Source organism: Rhodoferax sp. (assembly GCF_028714215.1).
Classification (GTDB): Bacteria; Pseudomonadota; Gammaproteobacteria; order Burkholderiales; family Burkholderiaceae_C; genus Rhodoferax.
In genome coordinates, this window is the sequence record NZ_JAQTMS010000033.1 from 15,890 (window position 1) to 34,694 (window position 18,805).

At 60.3% G+C, this 18,805-nt stretch carries 15 protein-coding genes and 1 tRNA gene; 10 read left to right on the top strand and 6 right to left on the bottom strand.

What is annotated here, in order from left to right; translation table 11 throughout:
- The first annotated feature begins 206 nt into the window (after positions 1-206).
- The 9 genes from thrS (at position 207) to PHS32_RS15170 (ending at position 8,379) form a co-directional block, all read left to right on the top strand.
- The gene (gene thrS, locus PHS32_RS15130; protein ID WP_301079863.1) at positions 207-2,132 is read left to right on the top strand and encodes a threonine--tRNA ligase; all 1,926 of its coding nucleotides are present in this window, start codon (positions 207-209) and stop codon (positions 2,130-2,132) included.
- Positions 2,133-2,220: 88 nt separating this feature from the next.
- Positions 2,221-2,814: a translation initiation factor IF-3 gene (infC, locus tag PHS32_RS15135; protein WP_301079901.1), complete on the top strand. Its 594-nt coding sequence runs from the start codon at positions 2,221-2,223 to the stop codon at positions 2,812-2,814.
- A 147-nt stretch (positions 2,815-2,961) separates the two neighbouring features.
- Positions 2,962-3,165, top strand: a complete 204-nt coding sequence (gene rpmI / locus PHS32_RS15140) for a 50S ribosomal protein L35 (RefSeq protein WP_301079902.1) — start codon at positions 2,962-2,964, stop codon at positions 3,163-3,165.
- 25 nt (positions 3,166-3,190) lie between these two features.
- A complete protein-coding gene (gene rplT, locus PHS32_RS15145; RefSeq protein ID WP_301079864.1) occupies positions 3,191-3,550 on the top strand; it encodes a 50S ribosomal protein L20 in 360 nt (119 codons plus the stop codon).
- A gap of 206 nt (positions 3,551-3,756) precedes the next feature.
- On the top strand, positions 3,757-4,833 hold the full coding sequence (gene pheS / locus PHS32_RS15150; protein ID WP_301079865.1) for a phenylalanine--tRNA ligase subunit alpha: 1,077 nt from the start codon (positions 3,757-3,759) through the stop codon (positions 4,831-4,833).
- A 65-nt stretch (positions 4,834-4,898) separates the two neighbouring features.
- Positions 4,899-7,337: a phenylalanine--tRNA ligase subunit beta gene (pheT, locus tag PHS32_RS15155; RefSeq protein ID WP_301079866.1), complete on the top strand. Its 2,439-nt coding sequence runs from the start codon at positions 4,899-4,901 to the stop codon at positions 7,335-7,337.
- 37 nt (positions 7,338-7,374) lie between these two features.
- Positions 7,375-7,710 carry an integration host factor subunit alpha gene (locus tag PHS32_RS15160; RefSeq protein WP_301079867.1) on the top strand — a complete coding sequence of 112 codons (336 nt, stop codon included), beginning with the start codon at positions 7,375-7,377 and terminating at the stop codon, positions 7,708-7,710.
- A gap of 102 nt (positions 7,711-7,812) precedes the next feature.
- Complete coding sequence (locus tag PHS32_RS15165) at positions 7,813-8,265, top strand: MerR family transcriptional regulator (RefSeq protein WP_301079868.1); 453 nt, start codon at positions 7,813-7,815, stop codon at positions 8,263-8,265.
- Positions 8,266-8,302: 37 nt separating this feature from the next.
- Positions 8,303-8,379, top strand: a tRNA-Pro gene (locus PHS32_RS15170).
- Positions 8,380-8,435: 56 nt separating this feature from the next.
- Here PHS32_RS15170 and PHS32_RS15175 read toward each other — a convergent pair.
- The 5 genes from PHS32_RS15175 to map form a co-directional block, all read right to left on the bottom strand.
- The gene (locus PHS32_RS15175; RefSeq protein WP_301079869.1) at positions 8,436-9,128 is read right to left on the bottom strand and encodes a crotonase/enoyl-CoA hydratase family protein; all 693 of its coding nucleotides are present in this window, start codon (positions 9,126-9,128) and stop codon (positions 8,436-8,438) included.
- Positions 9,129-9,162: 34 nt separating this feature from the next.
- Positions 9,163-9,768: a 2-hydroxychromene-2-carboxylate isomerase gene (locus PHS32_RS15180; protein WP_301079870.1), complete on the bottom strand. Its 606-nt coding sequence runs from the start codon at positions 9,766-9,768 to the stop codon at positions 9,163-9,165.
- 12 nt (positions 9,769-9,780) lie between these two features.
- The gene (locus tag PHS32_RS15185; protein WP_301079871.1) at positions 9,781-10,500 is read right to left on the bottom strand and encodes a glutathione binding-like protein; all 720 of its coding nucleotides are present in this window, start codon (positions 10,498-10,500) and stop codon (positions 9,781-9,783) included.
- Between the two features lie 89 nt (positions 10,501-10,589).
- On the bottom strand, positions 10,590-13,193 hold the full coding sequence (locus PHS32_RS15190; RefSeq protein WP_301079872.1) for a [protein-PII] uridylyltransferase: 2,604 nt from the start codon (positions 13,191-13,193) through the stop codon (positions 10,590-10,592).
- Position 13,194: 1 nt separating this feature from the next.
- Positions 13,195-14,034: a type I methionyl aminopeptidase gene (gene map / locus PHS32_RS15195; protein WP_301079873.1), complete on the bottom strand. Its 840-nt coding sequence runs from the start codon at positions 14,032-14,034 to the stop codon at positions 13,195-13,197.
- A 160-nt stretch (positions 14,035-14,194) separates the two neighbouring features.
- Between map and purL the strand changes: the two genes are divergently transcribed.
- Entirely contained in the window at positions 14,195-18,349 is a 4,155-nt protein-coding gene (gene purL, locus PHS32_RS15200; RefSeq protein WP_301079874.1) for a phosphoribosylformylglycinamidine synthase, read from the top strand.
- Positions 18,350-18,397: 48 nt separating this feature from the next.
- Here purL and PHS32_RS15205 read toward each other — a convergent pair whose 3' ends face one another.
- A complete protein-coding gene (locus tag PHS32_RS15205) occupies positions 18,398-18,787 on the bottom strand; it encodes a RidA family protein (protein ID WP_301079875.1) in 390 nt (129 codons plus the stop codon).
- Positions 18,788-18,805 lie beyond the last annotated feature (18 nt).

Consider the following 18,805-nt stretch of genomic DNA (forward strand, 5'->3'; position numbering starts at 1 on the left):
GACGCAGACCATTTTTGTTAAACTCGGCGCTTCATTCCTGCAAAAAGAGCGAGAAAGGCAACCTGGTTATGACACCGCGAACTACATGGAGCACTTCGGCATAGCTTCCAGGGTCGTAGTCCGTGCGCCTTGGGCGTAGTTGGCTAGCAAGCACAGTCAAGCGCGGTCTTTACCGCGCTTTTTTTATTTTCAAATTTTGTTGCATCATGATTTTCATTACTTTGCCCGATGGTTCGAAACGTGAATATGCTGGCCCGGTGACGGTGGCCGAGGTGGCGGCCTCCATCGGTGCCGGCTTGGCCAAAGCGGCGCTGGCCGGCAAGGTTGATGGCAAGGTGGTCGATACCAGTTATCTGATCGAGGCCAGCAGTTCCCTGTCCATCGTTACGGCCAAGGATGCCGAGGGTCTGGAAGTGATTCGCCACTCGACCGCCCACCTGTTGGCGTATGCCGTGAAGGAACTGTTCCCGCAGGCCCAGGTCACCATCGGTCCGGTGATTGAGCACGGCTTTTTCTACGACTTCTCGTTCCAGCGGCCTTTTACGCTGGAAGATCTGACGGCCATCGAGAAGAAGATGAGCGAACTCGCCGCCAAGGACGAGCCGGTGCTGCGCCGCGTGTTGCCACGCGACCAGGCGGTGGCCTATTTCAAGGGCCTGGGCGAGCACTACAAGGCCGAGATCATTGCCAGCATTCCGGCCAACGAAGACGTGTCGCTGTACCGCGAAGGCAAGTTCGAAGACCTGTGTCGCGGGCCGCATGTGCCCAGCACTGGCAAGCTGAGATTTTTCAAGCTGATGAAACTCGCCGGTGCCTATTGGCGCGGTGATCACCGCAATGAAATGCTGCAGCGCATTTACGGCACGGCCTGGGCCACCAAGGACGAATTGCAACAGCACCTGACGATGCTGGAGGAAGCCGAAAAGCGCGATCACCGCAAGCTGGGCCGTGAACTCGATCTGTTTCATATCGACGACCACGCTCCGGGTCTGGTGTTTTGGCACCCCAAGGGCTGGACCCTGTGGCAGGGGGTTGAACAGTACATGCGCCAGGTCTATAGAAACAACGGCTATCAGGAGGTCAAGGGCCCGCAACTTCTCGATAAAACCTTGTGGGAGAAAACCGGTCACTGGGACAAGTACCGCGAGAACATGTTCATCACCGAGTCGGAAAAGCGCGAGTACGCGTTGAAGCCGATGAACTGTCCCGGTCACATCCTGATTTTCAAGCAGGGCATCAAAAGCTACCGCGACCTGCCGCTGCGCTACGGCGAGTTCGGCCAGTGCCACCGCAACGAGGCTTCCGGCGGGCTACACGGGATCATGCGGGTGCGTGGCTTCACGCAGGACGACGGCCACATTTTTTGCACCGAGGATCAGATCCTGCAGGAGTGTGTCGATTACACGGCCCTGTTGCAAAAAGTCTATGCCGATTTTGGTTTCAGGAACATCATCTACAAGATTGCGACGCGTCCCGAAAAACGCATCGGATCGGACGAGAGTTGGGACAAGGCCGAGCACGCACTGATGGAAAGCCTGCGCATGTCGGGCTGCGAATTCGAGATCACTCCGGGTGAGGGCGCCTTCTACGGTCCCAAGATCGAGTACACACTGAAGGACGCCATCGGCCGCCAGTGGCAGTGTGGAACGATGCAGGTCGATTTCTTCATGACCGAACGGCTGGACGCCGAGTATGTGGGAGAAGACGGTGCCCGCCATCGGCCGGTGATGTTGCACCGCGCGATTGTTGGCAGTTTGGAGCGTTTTATCGGGATTTTGATCGAGGAAAGTGCCGGCGCTCTGCCAACCTGGCTGGCCCCGGTGCAACTGGCGGTGCTCAATATCACCGATGCGCAAGCCGATTACTGTCGTGAAATTGTCGAAAAATTGAAGAAATCACTGCCAAATCAAGAGCTTAGGGCGGTGACTGATCTGCGTAACGAGAAAATTACGTATAAAATACGCGAGCATTCAATGCAGAAGCTGCCCTATATCCTGGTCGTTGGCGACAAGGAGAAGGCAGCGGGTACCGTTGCAGTGCGCGCCCGGGGTGGTCAAGACCTCGGTGTGATGTCCCTCGATGCATTCGTGCAGATAGTCGCAGCCGATATCACTAACAAGTCTGTTGTCTGAGCTGGCATCCAGCAAGATGGCAGTTTGCTTGCGTGTGCAAAGCGGTTGTTGCTACGTTTTTGTAGCTGAATTTGTGAAGGATTAAGCCATCGCTACTGAATTTCGTGACCGCCGTCACCGCGAAGAACGCAAACATCGCCTGAACCGGGAAATCATGGCCCCGGAAGTTCGACTGTCTGGCATCGAAAACGAGCCGCTTGGAGTGGTTAGTTTGATGGAAGCCCTGCGCATGGCAGGCGAACTGGATGTCGATCTGGTCGAGATTTCTGCCACGGCGATACCGCCGGTCTGTCGTTTGATGGATTACGGCAAGTTCAAGTACCAGGAGCAGAAAAAGGCGGCGGAAGCGAAAGCCAAGCAGACGGTTATTGAAATCAAGGAAATCAAGTTCCGCCCCGGTACCGACGATGGCGACTACAACATCAAGATGCGCAACATCAAGCGCTTTTTGGCCGAGGGCGACAAGTGCAAGATCACCTTGCGGTTTCGGGGACGCGAGATTACGCACCAGGAACTTGGCATGGCCTTGTTGAATCGTATTCGTGCCGAGTTGGGTGATTTGATTCTGATTGAGCAGTTTCCCAAGCTCGAAGGGCGCCAGATGATCATGATGATTGCGCCTGGTAAGAAGAAGGTTGCGGCCAAGCCGGCCGCGGACACGGCCAGCGCAGCGGTGTCTTAAGGTTTTGTGGCGCATTGGTTTGAATGACCGGTGCGCTGTAAAGAAGGAGGGTGGGGTAATACCTACCAGCCAGAAGTGGCTCGGGGCCAACAAGGCTGCAAATAGTTTGCAGACGCCTCGCGAGCACAATGAAGAAGGAGCATGAATATGCCCAAAATGAAGACCAAGAGCGCGGCGAAGAAACGCTTCCGCGTCCGTCCAGGTGGCACCGTGAAACGCGGTCAAGCCTTCAAACGTCACATTCTGACCAAGAAGACCACCAAAAATAAACGCCATTTGCGTGGTGCGACAGCTGTTCATGTGGCCGACCTCGGTCGCATGGCACAGATGCTGCCAGGCCGTGGTATTTAATTAACGACGAACAAGGAGTAATCACATGCCTCGCGTCAAACGTGGTGTAACGGCTCACGCCCGCCATAAGAAAGTTTTAGCCCTTGCAAAAGGTTTCCGCGGCCGCCGCGGCAATGTCTTCCGCGTCGCCAAAGAAGCGGTGATGAAGGCCGGGCAATATGCCTACCGTGACCGTCGTACCAAGAAGCGTGTCTTTCGTCAGTTGTGGATTGCCCGTATCAATGCCGCTGCGCGTCAGTGCGGCATGACTTACAGCCAGTTCGCCAACGGTCTGAAGAAGGCGAACATCGAGATCGATCGCAAGGTCTTGTCCGATATCGCGGTGCACGACATGGCCGCTTTTGCTGGCATTGTGGAACAGGTCAAGGCCAAGCTGGCTGCTTGAGTTCACCTTGGTTCGCCAGGCTGAAACTTGGCGGACAGAGCGCTGCACTATCGGTGTCAGCCCTGTCCCCGACTTTTCAGTGTGGCGGTCCAGGCAGCAGAAACAAGGGCTAGAGCTTGAAAAAGCGCTAGCCCTTTTTCAATGAAATGGCGTAGTCGGAGAAGACGGGTTGGTACTGACCTTATAGCGGAACTACAAGAGAATTTATGAACGAGTTGAAGATCGTCGTTGACAGTGCCAAAACCGCCTTCGAGCAGGCCGGCACACCGGCTGACCTGGAGAACGCCAAAGCCTTGTTTCTGGGCAAGTCGGGTCGAATCACGGAACTGATGAAGGGCATGGCTGCCTTGTCGGTGGACGAAAAAAAGTCACGCGGCGCAGCCATCAACCTGGCCAAGCAAGCCATTGAAGCAGCCCTGAACCAGCGTCGCCAAGCCCTCGCCGACGCCGAATTGCAGGCGCAACTGCGGGCCGAAGCGCTGGACGTTACCTTGCCGGGCCGTCAGCGCGGGCCGGGCGGACTGCATCCGGTGTCGCTGACGCTGGAACGCATTGAGGCGATCTTCGGCTCCATGGGTTTCGAGGTGGCGCAAGGCCCGGAAATCGAGACCGACTGGTTCAACTTCACCGCCTTGAACACGCCCGAGGATCCCCCGGCGCGCTCCATGCACGACACCTTCTACGTCGAAGGCGGCTCCGCTGCCGCGCCCAATTTGCTGCGCACCCACACCAGCCCGATGCAGATCCGCCATGCGGTGCAGCACGTGAAGAAATACCGTGCGGCCGCTGGCGCTGGGTCGAGCAGTGAAGCGCTATTTTCAGGTTCCATGCCCGAGATTCGCGTCATTGCGCCGGGTCGCACCTACCGTGTCGACAGCGACGCCACGCATTCGCCCATGTTCCACCAGTGCGAGGGGCTGTGGGTGGGCGAGAACGTCAGCTTCAAGGATCTCAAGTATGTCTTGACGGATTTTTGCCGTGCACTTTTTGAGTCTGACGACCTGGTGCTGCGATTCCGCCCCAGTTTTTTTCCGTTCACCGAGCCTAGCGCCGAGATCGACATTCAGTTCCAGAGCGGGGCCCTTGCAGGTCGCTGGCTGGAAGTGGGGGGCTCAGGCCAGGTCCATCCCAATGTGATCCGAAATATGGGCCTGGAGCCCGAGAAATTCATCGGTTTTGCCTTTGGCATGGGTGTTGATCGATTCACCATGTTGCGCTACGGCGTGAACGATCTGCGTCTGTTTTTTGACGGCGATATCCGCTTTTTGTCGCAATTCCAATAATGAAAAATTGCTCGACAGTTCGCCGCGTCGCAACGGCAAGCTCTGTGCCCAACTGATTAAAGACTATGCAATTCCCCGAATCCTGGTTGCGCGAATTTTGCAATCCGCCCCTGTCGACCGAGCAACTCGCCGAGATGCTCACCATGGCCGGCCTCGAGGTTGAAGAACTGAAGCCCGTTGCTCCGCCGTTCAGCAACATCGTCGTGGCTGAAATCAAGGAAGCCGTGCAGCACCCCAATGCCGATCGTCTGCGCGTCTGCAAGGTGGATGTGGGGCAGCCGGAGTTGCTCAACATTGTGTGCGGCGCGCCCAACGCCCGGGCCGGCATCAAGGTGCCGTGTGCCCTGGTGGGCGCCGAGTTGCCGCCCGGCGATGACGGCAAGCCGTTCCTGATCAAGGTCGGCAAACTGCGCGGCGTCGAGAGCCAGGGCATGTTGTGTTCGGCCCGCGAGTTGAAACTGTCGAACGACCACGCCGGCTTGCTGGAACTGGTCGGCGATGCGCCTGTGGGCCAGGACATTCGCCAGCATTTGAAACTGGATGACACCTTGTTCACGCTCAAACTGACGCCCAATCTGGCGCATTGTCTGAGCGTCTATGGTGTGGCGCGTGAAGTGGCCGCGCTGACCGGTGCGCCCTTGATGGAACCCGTATTCCCGGCGGTTCACGTTGGCGCTGCCGACAAGTTGCCGGTGAAGGTCAGCGCGCCTGATTTGTGCGGACGTTTTTCCGGTCGCATCATTCGCAACGTCAACACCAAGGCCAGCACGCCGCAGTGGATGGTGGACCGGCTGGCGCGTTGTGGTCAGCGCAGCGTCACGGCGCTGGTGGACATTTCCAACTACGTGATGTTCGAGCTGGGCCGCCCCTCGCACATTTTTGATCTGGACAAGATCCATGGCGGCCTGGACGTGCGCTGGGGCAAAGCCGGTGAACAACTCAAGCTGCTCAACGGCAATACGGTCACCGTGGACGAGAAGGTCGGCGTCATTGCGGACGAGCAGCAGGTGGAGTCGCTCGCCGGCATCATGGGCGGCGATGCCACCGCCGTGTCAAACGATACCCGCCATGTCTACGTGGAAGCCGCTTTCTGGTGGCCCAAAGCGATTGCCGGACGGTCGCGCCGCTTCAATTTTTCCACCGATGCCGGTCACCGGTTTGAGCGTGGCGTGGACCCTAGCCAGACCGTCGAGCACATCGAGCGCATCACGCAGTTGATCATCGACATATGCGGCACGGCCAGCACGGCCTGCGGACCGATCGACGATTTGCCGGTGAACCTGCCTGTTGCCACCGCCGTCGATCTGCGCGTGGCCCGTGCCAGCAAGGTGATTGGCATGCCGCTGACGCAGGCACAATGCGCCGACGCGCTGACGCGACTGGGCTTGCCGGTCACGCAAGGCGCTGGCATCGTCAGCGTGCTGCCACCGTCCTACCGCTTCGACCTGCAAATCGAGGAAGACCTGATCGAAGAAGTAGCCCGCATGGTGGGTTACAACAATTTGCCGCAGACACCGCCGGTGGCGCCCATCACCGCCAAAATTCGGACCGAGGCGCAGCGCAGCCCGTTCGCCGTTCGGCGCGCGATTGCCGGCCTGGGCTACCAGGAAACCATCAACTTCAGTTTTGTCGAAGCGCGTTGGGAGCAGGAACTCGCGGGCAACCCCGATCCAATCAAATTACTCAACCCGATCGCCAGCCAGATGAGTGTGATGCGCTCGTCTCTGCTGGGCTCTCTGCTGCAGGTCCTGAAGTTCAACCTTGATCGCAAAACCCAGCGGGTGCGTGTCTTCGAATTGGGCCGCGTGTTCCTGCGGGATGCCAGCGTCCAAAATACCGACACCAGCGTTGCCGGTTTTCATCAGCCGATGCGCGTGGCCGGCATGGCCTGCGGCAGCGCGGATGTGCCGCAGTGGGGGGGCAAGGAGCGCGTGGTTGATTTTTTTGATGCCAAAGGCGATGTGGAGGCCTTGCTGGCGCCACGCAAGCCGGTCTTTGTGCCGGCCAAACATCCGGCCATGCACCCGGGGCGTTGTGCCCGTGTGCTGATTGACGATGTGGCGGTAGGTTTTGTCGGCGAGTTGCACCCCAAGTGGCGCCAGGCCTACGATTTGGCGCAGGCACCGGTCATGTTTGAGCTGGAGCTTGACGCCGTGCTAGAGCGTCAGGTGCCCCTGTTCAAGACCGTGGCGAAATACCAGCCGGTGGAGCGCGACCTGGCCGTGATGGTGCCTGAGGCGGTCACCCATGACGCACTGTTGGCCGCCGTCTGGGCCGCCCCCTCCAACGGTTTGTTGCGCGATGCAAACCTGTTCGACATCTATCGCCCCAAGCCGGCCAAGGAGTCGACTGCTTCGGTGCTGCCGAATCCGGAGAAGAGCATGGCGGTGCGCCTGACACTCAATAGCGAGGAGGCGACGCTCACTGAAGAGCAGATCGATGCGGCGATGCAAGCCGTGCTGGCGTCCCTGCTGGGCACGCTGGGTGCCCGCCCACGCGCCTGAACCGTTACCATCTGACCCCATGAGAAACGAGGATTGAATGGACATCTCGGTGGAAAGTCTGGAAACCCCGGCGCTGACCAAGGCGCAGTTGGCGGAACTGCTGTTTGAGCAAATCGGTCTGAACAAGCGCGAATCGAAGGACATGATCGATGCGTTTTTCGATTTGATATCCGACAGTCTGGTGGAGGGTGAGGACGTGAAAATTTCCGGCTTTGGCAATTTTCAGATTCGCACCAAGGCGCCGCGACCGGGACGCAATCCGCGAACCGGCGAGACCATTCCGATCCAGGCACGCCGGGTCGTGACCTTTCATGCCAGCCACAAACTCAAGGAACAAATTCAGCAACAGGGCCGCAACACGCCCATGCGTTGATCCGGATTTGATTTATTTGAGGCACAGCACGCAATCGCCGCTTTACACGCCGCGGTGACTTAGAGTAATCTCAAAGCTTTCTCTCCCAGGGCATTGATTTAAATGGAGAAAGCTCTTCCTCCGATTCCTGCAAAGCGCTATTTCACCATCGGTGAGGTTGGTGATCTGTGTGGCGTCAAACCTCACGTGCTACGCTATTGGGAGCAGGAGTTCACGCAGTTGCGGCCCATGAAGCGGCGCGGTAATCGCCGCTACTACCAGCACCACGAGGTGCTGATGATCCGCCGCATCCGCGATTTGCTCTACGACCAAGGCTTCACCATCAGCGGTGCGCGCAACAAGATGCAGGAGATTGTGCAGGCCGAACGTGAAAAGAAACGCAATGGCGAGGTGTTGCTGGAAGGCGTGGAAGTCATCGAAATAGGCGACTGCGAAGAATTTGGCGACTTTGAAGAGCTCCAATCCGACGCGTCACCGAACAGTGTTTCGGACCGTTTCCAGCTGGTGCGGCGCGAGCTGTTTGAAATTCGTGATCTACTCTCGCCGGCGTACTGAAATTTGAGGTTCTACCGACTATAATTGCCGGCTAGATCGGTGTGTGGCGCAGCCTGGTAGCGCACTTGCATGGGGTGCAAGGGGTCGAAGGTTCGAATCCTTTCACACCGACCAGGAAATAGACAGGGGTTGGCAGATGGGCATCTGCCAACCCCTTTGTCATTTTGCTTTCAAGACAGCCCGGTCGTCTTGTCCAGCTCGATCGCCCGATCGAGCGTATCCAGAAGTTGTTTGCGGACCTTCAGCTTGGTTTGACGATGCGCCTGCAAATTGATTTTCTTCAATTGTTGCGCCATCGCATTGGCGGCCCCCGACAAGTCTTCCGGGGCAACCACCTGATCCAGAAAACCGGCCTCTTTGGCGCTTTGCGGGTTGAACATCTCGGCGTTGATCACGGCGCGTTGAAAGGCGGCTTTGCCCAGGCGATCACGCGCCAGTTCGATGCCGACATGGTGCATGGTCATGCCGATCCGGATTTCATTCAGACCTATCGTGAAGGGGCCGTCGACGCCGACCCGGTAATCCGCCGACAACAGAAGAAAGGCGCCCTTGGCCACCGCATGTCCGGAGCAGGCAACAATGACCGGATAGGGGTGCGACAGCATGCGCCGCGCCAGCGTGCTGCCGGCAGTCACCAGGGCGATCGCATCCTGTGGCGAGGCGGTCATGATCTTGAGGTCATAGCCGCCCGAAAGCATGCCCGCTTGTCCGGTGAGGATGACGATGGCCTGGTCCAGTGCCGCCTGGTCCAGCGCGCGGTTCAAGCTGGCGAGGACATCGTGGGAAATGGCATTGGCCTTGCCATTACAGAGGGTCAGGGTGGCGACGCCCTCATCGAGTCGGTAGGAGACAAGTTCAGACACGGTAAATTCCTTCAGGCATGAAAATCAAATTCGATCAAGCGGCACGTCTTTGCAGAATGGCAGCCTTGACCAGGGGCAGGCGGTCGTTGCCAAAATACATGTCGTTGCCCAAGTAGATGGTGGGAGAACCAAAGCCGCCACGCCGGATCACTTCCTCGGTGTTGGCCTTGAGCTGCTCCTTGATGGCGGGTTGTGCAATGCCGGCCAAAAACTCGTCTCCATTGACGCCTATCTGCTCGCATATCTTCAACAGCACGGGGTCCTGGGAAATATCTTCCTCGCGCGCCCAGTAGGCCTCGAATACGGCGCTCGCGAACGGCAGCAGTTGGCCCCGCGGCGCCAGCCAGAGACAGCCACGCATGGCTTTGACGCTGTTGACCGGGAATACCTTGGGCGGCATGACGATCTTCAGGCCCGCCGCGCGCGCCCAGTCCTGCAAGTCTTTGAGCATGTAGGCCTGCTTGGCCGGCACCGGGTTGTCGCGCATGGCGTAAACGCTGGGGTTCACACTGTTGAAAATACCACCCACCAGCACCGGTCGCCAGGCTATCGGTTCCTGCAATTCGGCGGCCAGGCGCTGGATGTTGTGAAATGCGAGATAGGTCCAGGGGCTGGAGCAATCAAAGAAGAATTCGATCACGGCGGGTGGCTTTCAGGTGAGTTTGTGCACACCGTCGCGCACGCTCTGGGCGGTCTGCCCGAACAGCGCCTTGCGCGCTTCTTCGGTGAGCGTGCCGGCACGCAATTCCTTGGCCAGTTCCAGCCCGCGTTTCACGGCCGGGCGCGCGAACAAGGTGTTGTACCAGCGTTCTATGTGGGGGAAGTCCGCGAGCGACACCTTTTGCGCTTCATGGGTGCGTATCCACGGAAAGATGGCCATGTCGGCAATCGAGTATTCGGGGCCGGCCACGAACGCGCCGGTGCGCCCCAATTGCGTGTTCAGAACACCGTACAAGCGATTGACTTCCTTGCCGTAGCGCTCAATCGCGTAAGGCACTTTTTCCGGGGCATACAGCAGGAAGTGGCCGTTTTGCCCAGCCATGGGTCCGAGCCCGCCCATTTGCCACATCAACCATTGCAAGACCTGGCTTCGATCACGCATATCGCTGGGCAGGAACAGCCCGGTTTTCTCGGCCAGGTAGATCAGGATGGCGCCGCTCTCGAACACCGGGATCGGCGCGCCGCCATCGGCCGGGTCCTGGTCAACGATGGCTGGCATGCGGTTGTTCGGGCTGATCGCCAGAAACGCCGGCGCAAACTGCTCGCCCTTGCCAATGTTCACCGGCAGCAGCCGGTAGGGCAGGCCGCACTCCTCCAGCATGATGGAAATTTTCCAGCCGTTGGGGGTGGGCCAGTAGTGCAGGTCGATCATGGGTCTATCTCCTTGGGAAAGCAGGGATGATATTGCGCCACCGTCGGTGGCAGCAATAACAGGATGTTAGCGGCCCTTTCCAGCGGCCTTCAGGCCAGTGCTTCCAGCAACTCGGTTTCGATGGCAATCTGGGCCCGGTTGTGCTGCAACTCCGCGCCTTCTATCAGGAAGGTGTCGTCCACCCGTTCACCCAAGGTGGCAATTTTGGCCAGTTGAAGATTGATCTTGTGTTTCGCCAGCACGCGCGCCACGCTGTACAGCAGTCCGACCCGGTCGCTGGCCGAAATATTGAGCAGCCAGCGCTGCGCTTTTTCGTCCGGCCGCAAGGTGACTCGGGGTGCGATCGGAAAACTCTTGACGCGCCGCGAGACCCGTCCGCGGCTCGGTGGCGGCAGCGGCGTCGACATGGAAATGGCGCGGCTCAACTCGCTCTCCACCATGCTGGTGAGTTCCTGGTAGTGGTCCGGCAAGCTCGATGCGATCACCTGGAAGGTGTCCAGCGCGTAGCCGTTGTTGGCGGTATGGATGCGCGCATCCAGGATGCTGAAGTCGCCTTTGTCGAAATAGCCGCAGATGCGGGCAAACAGGTCGGGCTGATCCGGTGTGTAGACCACCACCTGCAGCCCTTCGCCCAGCGGTGACTGGCGCGCCCGCACGATCGATTTGCCGGAGCCTACGTGGCGCGAGAGTTGGCGCGTATGCCAGGCGATGTCGGCGGCGTCGTGGCGCATGAAATAGCCCACATCCAGCGTCTCCCACAAGGCTTTGTGGGCCTCGAATGGCAGGGCGTGCAGCGCCAGCAGTATCAGGGCCTCGCGCTTGCGCGCCTCGACCTCGGCATCCGGATCGGGTGCGCGCCCGCCCAGCGCTCGCAAGGTCATGCGGTAAAGGTCCTCCAGCAACTTGCCTTTCCAGGCGTTCCAAACTTTGGGCGAGGTGCCGCGCAGGTCGGCCACCGTGAGCAGATAAAGGGCCGTCAGCTTGCGCTCGTTGCCGACGCGCTTGGCAAACGCCTGGATGATGTTGGGGTCGCTGAGGTCTGATTTTTGCGCTACGCGGCTCATGGTCAAGTGTTCTAGCACCATGAACTCGATCAGGCTGCCGTCTTCCTTTTCGATCGCGTGTTGCTTGCAAAACCGTCGCACCTCGGCGGCACCCAGTTTCGAATGATCACCGCCGCGGCCCTTGGCGATGTCGTGAAACAGCGCCGCCACGTACAACACCCAGGGCTTGTCCCAGCCGGAGGCCAGCTGCGAGCAAAACGGGTACTCGTGGGCATGCTCCACAATGAAGAAACGCCGCACGTTGCGCAGCACCATCAAGACATGCTGATCGACGGTGTAGACATGAAACAGGTCGTGCTGCATCTGGCCGACGATCTTGCGGAAGACCCACAGGTAGCGCCCCAGCACCGAGGTCTGGTTCATCAGCCGCATGGCATGCGTGATGCCGTCGTGCTGCTTCAAGATTTTCTTGAAAGTATCCCGATTCACCGGGTCGTTGCGAAACTTGCCGTCCATCACGCCACGGGCGTTGTACAGGGCGCGCAGGGTGCGTGCCGACAATCCTTTCAGGCCCACCGTCGTCTGGTAGACCAGAAAAGTTTCCAGAACAGCATGCGGCTGGCGTTGGTACAGATCGTCGCTGGCGACTTCCACCATGCCGGCCTTGTCATAGAAACGCGCGTTGATGGGTCGCGGTTCGTGGGTCGACGGATTGAGTCGCTCCTCGATGTTGAGCAGCAAAATCTGGTTCAGTTGGGTCACCGCCTTGGCCGCCCAGTAGTAGCGCCGCATCAGGGCTTCACTGGGTCGGATGGAAGTGTGCTTGGTCGCCGCTTCGATGTCGGGCGCCGGGACGCCATAGCCAAAAGTCTGGGCCACGGCGGTCTGCAGGTCAAACACGAGCCGGTCCTCGCGGCGTTGCGCGATCAAGTGCAGGCGCGCCCGAACCAGCCGCAGCAGTGCTTCGTTGTGTTTGATCTGCTTGACTTCAAAAGCGGTGGCCAACCCGCTTTTGGCCAGCGCATCCCAATTGTCGCCATAGCCCGCGGCCTTGGCGACCCACAGAATGATTTGCAGATCGCGCAACCCACCGGGGGATTCCTTGCAATTGGGTTCCAGCGCGTAAGGTGTGTCTTCAAACTTGCTGTGCCGTTGGTGCAGCTCCAGCGTCTTGGCAACAAAAAAAGCGTGCGGGTCCAGCGCCGAAAAATACAACTTCTGAAATTCCGCAAACAAGTCCGTGCTGCCGGTGATCAAACGCGCTTCCAGCAGGGACGTCTGGATGGTGACGTCATGGGCCGCCTCATGCAGGCACTCTGTCACGCTGCGCACGCTGGAGCCAATCTCCAGCCCGACGTCCCAGCAATTGCCGATGAAGCGCTCAATGCGGGCCTTGAGTTGCGCGTCATGCTCGGGCGATTGGTCACTTGGCAACAGAACCAGTACATCCACATCGGAGTAGGGAAACAACTCGGCACGACCAAAACCGCCCACCGCCGCCAAGGCAAAAGAGTCGCTAAAACCAGCCTCCCGCCACAGGGTTTTCAGTGTTGCATCGGCCAGCTTGGAGAGCGCGCCCAGGGTGGCCCGCACACCCCGGGTGGAAGAGGTGCCACTGGACCCCAGCGACTGTAGCAAGGCGGACTTTTGCGCCCGGAAATGATTGCGCAGCGCTGGCAGATCGGTCATGTCAGGCCTGGGGCAACGCAGCCTCGTCAGCCGCTGCCGCGACGGGAACGAAAGACGGTATCGGCGGGCTGTTGCTGGACAAGGTCAAGACCTCATAACCGGTTTCGGTGACCAGCACCGTGTGCTCCCATTGCGCCGACAGCGAGCGGTCCTTGGTGACGATGGTCCAGCCGTCGCCCAATTCCTTGATCTCCTTGCGGCCCACGTTGAGCATGGGCTCGACCGTGATCGTCATGCCGGCTTTGAGCTGGTCCAGCGTACCGGGCCGGCCGTAATGCAGGACCTGGGGTTCCTCATGGAAGTTGCGACCAATGCCGTGGCCACAAAACTCCCGCACCACACTCAGGCCATGGCCTTCGGCAAAAGACTGAATGGCGTGACCGATATCGCCCAGATAAGCGCCGGCCCTGACCTTCATGATGCCATGCCACATCGCCTGGTAAGTCAGCGAGCACAAGCGCCTGGCCGCCACCGAGACCTCGCCGACCATGAACATGCGGCTGGAGTCGCCATGCCAGCCATCCTTGATGACGGTGACGTCGATGTTGACGATATCGCCTTTTTTCAGCGGCTTGTCATTCGGGATGCCGTGGCAGACCTGATGGTTGATCGAGGTGCAGATGGCCTTGGGGTAGGGGTTGTGGCCGGACGGCGCATAGTTCAGCGGCGCCGAGATGGCGCCCTGCACCTGGGTCGTGTACTGGTCGGCCAGTTGGTCCAGTTCATTGGTGGTGATGCCGGGTTTGACGAAGGGAGTCAGGTAGTCCAGCAATTCCGCCGCCAGCCGGCCGGCCAGGCGCATGCCGGCAATGCCCTGGGCATCTTTGTAAGTGATAGTCATGGTCTCAATTATCCCATTGGGCGCGGCTTTTTGAGATGACCCGCGCGACACTGCGGGTTACGGGCAGTTAAAATCGGAACCCTCCCGGTCGGACCCAGTCAGCGCCTGCGCCTTGAGTCGATTTTCAACCCCGTCAGCCACCCCATTCAGGCCCCCTAAAGTGACCCCGCACATCAGCCAATTCGAGGGCGGTAGCGCTCTCAGCAGTTTCCGTATCCAGCAACTGTTGCCGCGCCTGCAAGCCATCGACGGCAGGATCTGCGGCATGGCCGCGCGCTTTGTGCACCTGGTGAGCACCGAGCGGGCGCCGACCGAGGCGCTGAAGGACCAGTTGGCAGCCTTGCTGACTTATGGCGAGCCCTATGCCGGCCCCACCGATGGTCCGGTGATCGTGGTGACACCGCGCTTCGGCACCGTGTCGCCCTGGGCTTCCAAGGCCACCGATATTGCCCATAACTGCGGTCTGGCGGTGCGCCGCGTGGAGCGCTTGCTGGAATACCGTATTTCGCTGGCCAGCGCTCTGCCGGGTCAGCCCTCCCTGACAGCGGCGCAACTGGCGCAGATCGGTGCGCTGCTGCACGACCGCATGACCGAAAGCGTGATGTTTGAGCGCGCTGTTGCGCTTGGCTTGTTCAGCGAATTGCCGGCCGTGGCGATGGCCCATGTGGACGTTCTGAAAGGCGGCAAAGCGGCGCTGCAAGCCGCCAACAGCCAGTTCGGCCTGGCCCTGGCGGCCGACGAGATCGATTACCTGGAGCAGGCCTTCACGCAACTGCAACGCAACCCCACCGATGTGGAATTGATGATGTTTGCGCAGGCCAACAGCGAGCACTGCCGGCACAAGATCTTCAACGCCCAGTTCAGCATCGACGGCCAGCCGCAGAACATGAGCATGTTCGGCATGATTCGCCACACGCATCAGACCCACCCGCAACACATGCTGGTGGCCTATTCGGACAATGCCTCGGTGATGGAAGGTGCCCAGGTTGAACGTTTTGTCGCCAAATCAACAGCGGGTGTTGCTGGCGCAAGTGCCGCCAACTATGAAAAACAGAGCGCCATCAACCACATCCTGATGAAGGTGGAAACGCACAACCACCCGACCGCCATTTCGCCATTCCCCGGTGCCGCCACCGGCGCCGGCGGTGAGATCCGCGACGAAGGCGCCACCGGACGCGGCTCCAAGCCGAAGGCCGGCTTGACCGGCTTTACCGTCTCCAAAATCAATTGGGGTCAGATGCCAATTGATTCCGGCTACGGCAAGCCGGCGCACATCGCCAGCCCCTTGCAGATCATGCTGGAGGGTCCCCTGGGCGGCGCCGCCTTCAACAACGAATTCGGCCGTCCCAATCTGCTCGGTTACTTCCGCGAATACGAACAAGGCCTGCGCTACTCGGTGGCCGATGCAAGGGGGCAGTTGGCGCCAGTGCAAGAGCAGCGCGGCTACCACAAGCCGATCATGATCGCCGGTGGGCTGGGCGTGATCGACGCCACGCAAACCCACAAGATCGAATTTCCGGCCGGCACGCTGCTGATCCAGTTGGGCGGTCCCGGCATGCGCATCGGCATGGGCGGCGGCGCTGCCAGTTCCATGGCCACTGGTGCCAACGCCGCCGAACTCGACTTTGACTCGGTGCAGCGCGGCAACCCCGAGATCGAGCGGCGGGCGCAAGAAGTCATCAACCAGTGCTGGATTCAAGGCGCCGGCAATCCCATTCTGGCAATCCACGATGTCGGTGCCGGTGGTCTCTCCAACGCCTTCCCCGAACTGACCAACGACGCGAAACGCGGCGCCCGCTTCGACCTGCGCGCCGTGCCCCTGGAAGAGTCGGGCATGGCGCCGAAAGAAATCTGGTGCAACGAGAGCCAGGAACGCTACGTGCTGGCGATTGCGCCCGAATCGCTGGACCGGTTCAAGGCCTTGTGCGAACGCGAGCGCTGCCCTTTCGCCGTGGTCGGCGTGGCGACCGAAGAGCGAGAGCTAGTGGTGTTCGATGAGCACACCGGCGTGCGCCGCGCCGGGCCGCCCCAAGCAAGCACAGCCCCCTCGGGGGGCAGCGCAGTACACGAAGTGACAAGCGTGGGGGTCCCAGTCCAGATGCCCATGGATGTGCTGCTGGGCAAGCCGCCCAAGATGCAGCGCGATGTGATCGCGGTCCAGCGCACGTTTGCGCCGCTTGACCTGGGCGGCGTCGATCTGCAAAAAGCATGTATCGATGTGCTGGAGAGCCCGACCGTGGCCTCCAAGCGCTTTCTCATCACCATTGGCGACCGCACCGTGGGTGGTTTGAGCCACCGCGACCAGATGGTGGGACCCTGGCAGGTGCCGGTGGCCGATTGCGCCGTCACCCTGGCCGACTTCAAGGGTTTTGCCGGCGAAGCCATGAGCATGGGCGAACGCACGCCACTGGCCACGCTCAACGCGCCGGCTTCCGGACGCATGGCGGTGGCGGAGGCCATCACCAATTTGCTGGCGGCGCCGATCGAACTCTCAAGGGTCAAGCTGTCGGCCAACTGGATGGCCGCTTGCGGCGAGCCGGGCGAAGACGCCGCGCTCTATGCCACCGTCAAAGCGGTGGGCCTGGAACTGTGCCCGGCGCTCGGGATTTCCATTCCGGTGGGCAAGGATTCGCTCTCCATGCGCACCCAGTGGCAGGATCAAGAGGGCGCGAAAAAGGTGACTTCACCGGTTTCCCTGATCGTGACGGCCTTCGCCACCCTGGCTGATGTGCGCGGCACGCTGACGCCGCAACTCAACGCCACCGACGACAGCAACTTGCTGCTGATCGACCTGGGCCGCGGCCAGAACCGCATGGGCGGCAGCATGCTGGCGCAAACACTGGGCCAGTTGGGCGATCAGGTGCCGGATCTGGACCGGCCGCAGGACCTGGTGAACCTGGTCAACGCCGTCAACGCTTTGCGGGCCGAGGGACAAATTTTGGCCTACCACGACCGCAGCGACGGTGGCTTGTTCGCCACGGTTTGCGAGATGGCTTTCGCCGGCCATGTCGGCGTTTCGCTGAATCTCAATGGGCCGGCCGCCGAGGGCAACAGCAGCACTGGCAGCCAGGCCGATGAACTTACCCTCAAAGCCTTGTTCAGTGAGGAGCTGGGCGTTGTGTTGCAGGTGCGCACGGCGCAGTGCGACGCGATCATGCAAACCCTGCGTCAGCATGGCCTGAGTGAATGCAGCCATCTGATCGGCAAAACCTGTGTTGCCGATTCGAGCAACGGTGGCGCCGGGATTCAGGTCTGGCGCGATGCCAAGCTTGTGTTCCATGCCAGGCTCTCGGACCTGCACCAGACCTGGGACGCCACCAGCTGGAAAATCTGCCAGCAGCGCGACAACCCGGCCTGCGCTGATGCCGAGCACGCCGCTGCCGGTGCCCCGGCCGATCCCGGTTTGCATATCCATTTAGTGCCCAACGAGTCGACATCCTTACCGTTGTCATCCCGGCCCCGGATCGGGTCCGGGGTTTCAGCACCCGGGATCCATGGATTGCGGGTCGAGCCCGCAATGACCGTGGCGCAAGTGCCCTCTCTTATGCTGTCCCGTCCCAAGGTCGCGGTGCTGCGCGAGCAGGGCGTCAACTCGCATGTCGAGATGGCTTACGCCTTCACCGAGGCCGGCTTTGAAGCCTTCGATGTGCACATGACCGATCTGCAAGCCGGCAGAGCCGATCTGGCCGACTTCAAGGGCGTGGTGGCTTGCGGCGGCTTCAGTTACGGCGACACCCTGGGCGCCGGCATTGGCTGGGCCCGTTCCATCACTTTCAACCAAAGTCTGGCCGACCAGTTCAAGGCCTTCTTTGCCCGCGGCGACACCTTTGGCCTGGGTGTCTGCAACGGTTGCCAGATGTTTGCCGAACTGGCCGACATCATCCCCGGCGCGCAGGACTGGCCGCGCTTCACCGGCAACCTGAGCGAACGTTTCGAGGCCCGGCTCTCCATGGTCGAAGTACTCGAATCCCCGTCCCTGTTCCTCCAAGGCATGGCCGGAACCCGCTTGCCGATTGCGGTGGCGCATGGCGAAGGCTATGCTAACTTCAAGCACCGTGGCAATGCCGACCAGGCCATCGCCGCCATGCGCTTTGTCGACAACTTCGGTGCCGCGACCGAGGCCTACCCGTTCAACCCCAATGGCAGTCCGGGTGGCTTGACCGGTGTGACCACGGCGGACGGCCGTTTCACCGCCATGATGCCGCACCCGGAGCGCGTGTTCCGCAACATCCAGATGAGCTGGACCGATGGCGACCCGTCGGCTTTCAGTCCCTGGATGCAGTTGTGGTTCAACGCGCGCAAGTGGGTGGGGTAAAGCAAAGCGCTCAAGCGCGCTCATGGGCGCAGTGCGGCGCTTCTCGCTTCAGCGCGGTTTGTAAGCCGTCACGTCCATCTCCACCTTGGCATCGATCATCAGGCGCGCCTCCACGGTCGAGCGGGCCGGACGGTGCGCGCCAAAACACTCCATGTAGACCCGGTTGAAGCTGCCGAAGTCGCGCGCATCGTTCAGCCAGACGCTCACTTTGGCGACGTCGGCCAGGGTACAGCCGGCCAAGGCCAAAGCCTGTTCCAGGCGCAGGAAAACCTGGCGGGTTTGCGCCTCGATGCCGCCCACGATCACTTGCCCGGACTCGTCGGTGGGAACCTGACCGGAGACAAAAACAAAGTCGCCGGCACGCGTGGCGGGGGACAGCGGGCGCGCCAGACGGTCGGAAGCTAAAGGGGCTTGACCCAACATTTCCACTTTGGACATTTGATTTCTTTCTGTAAA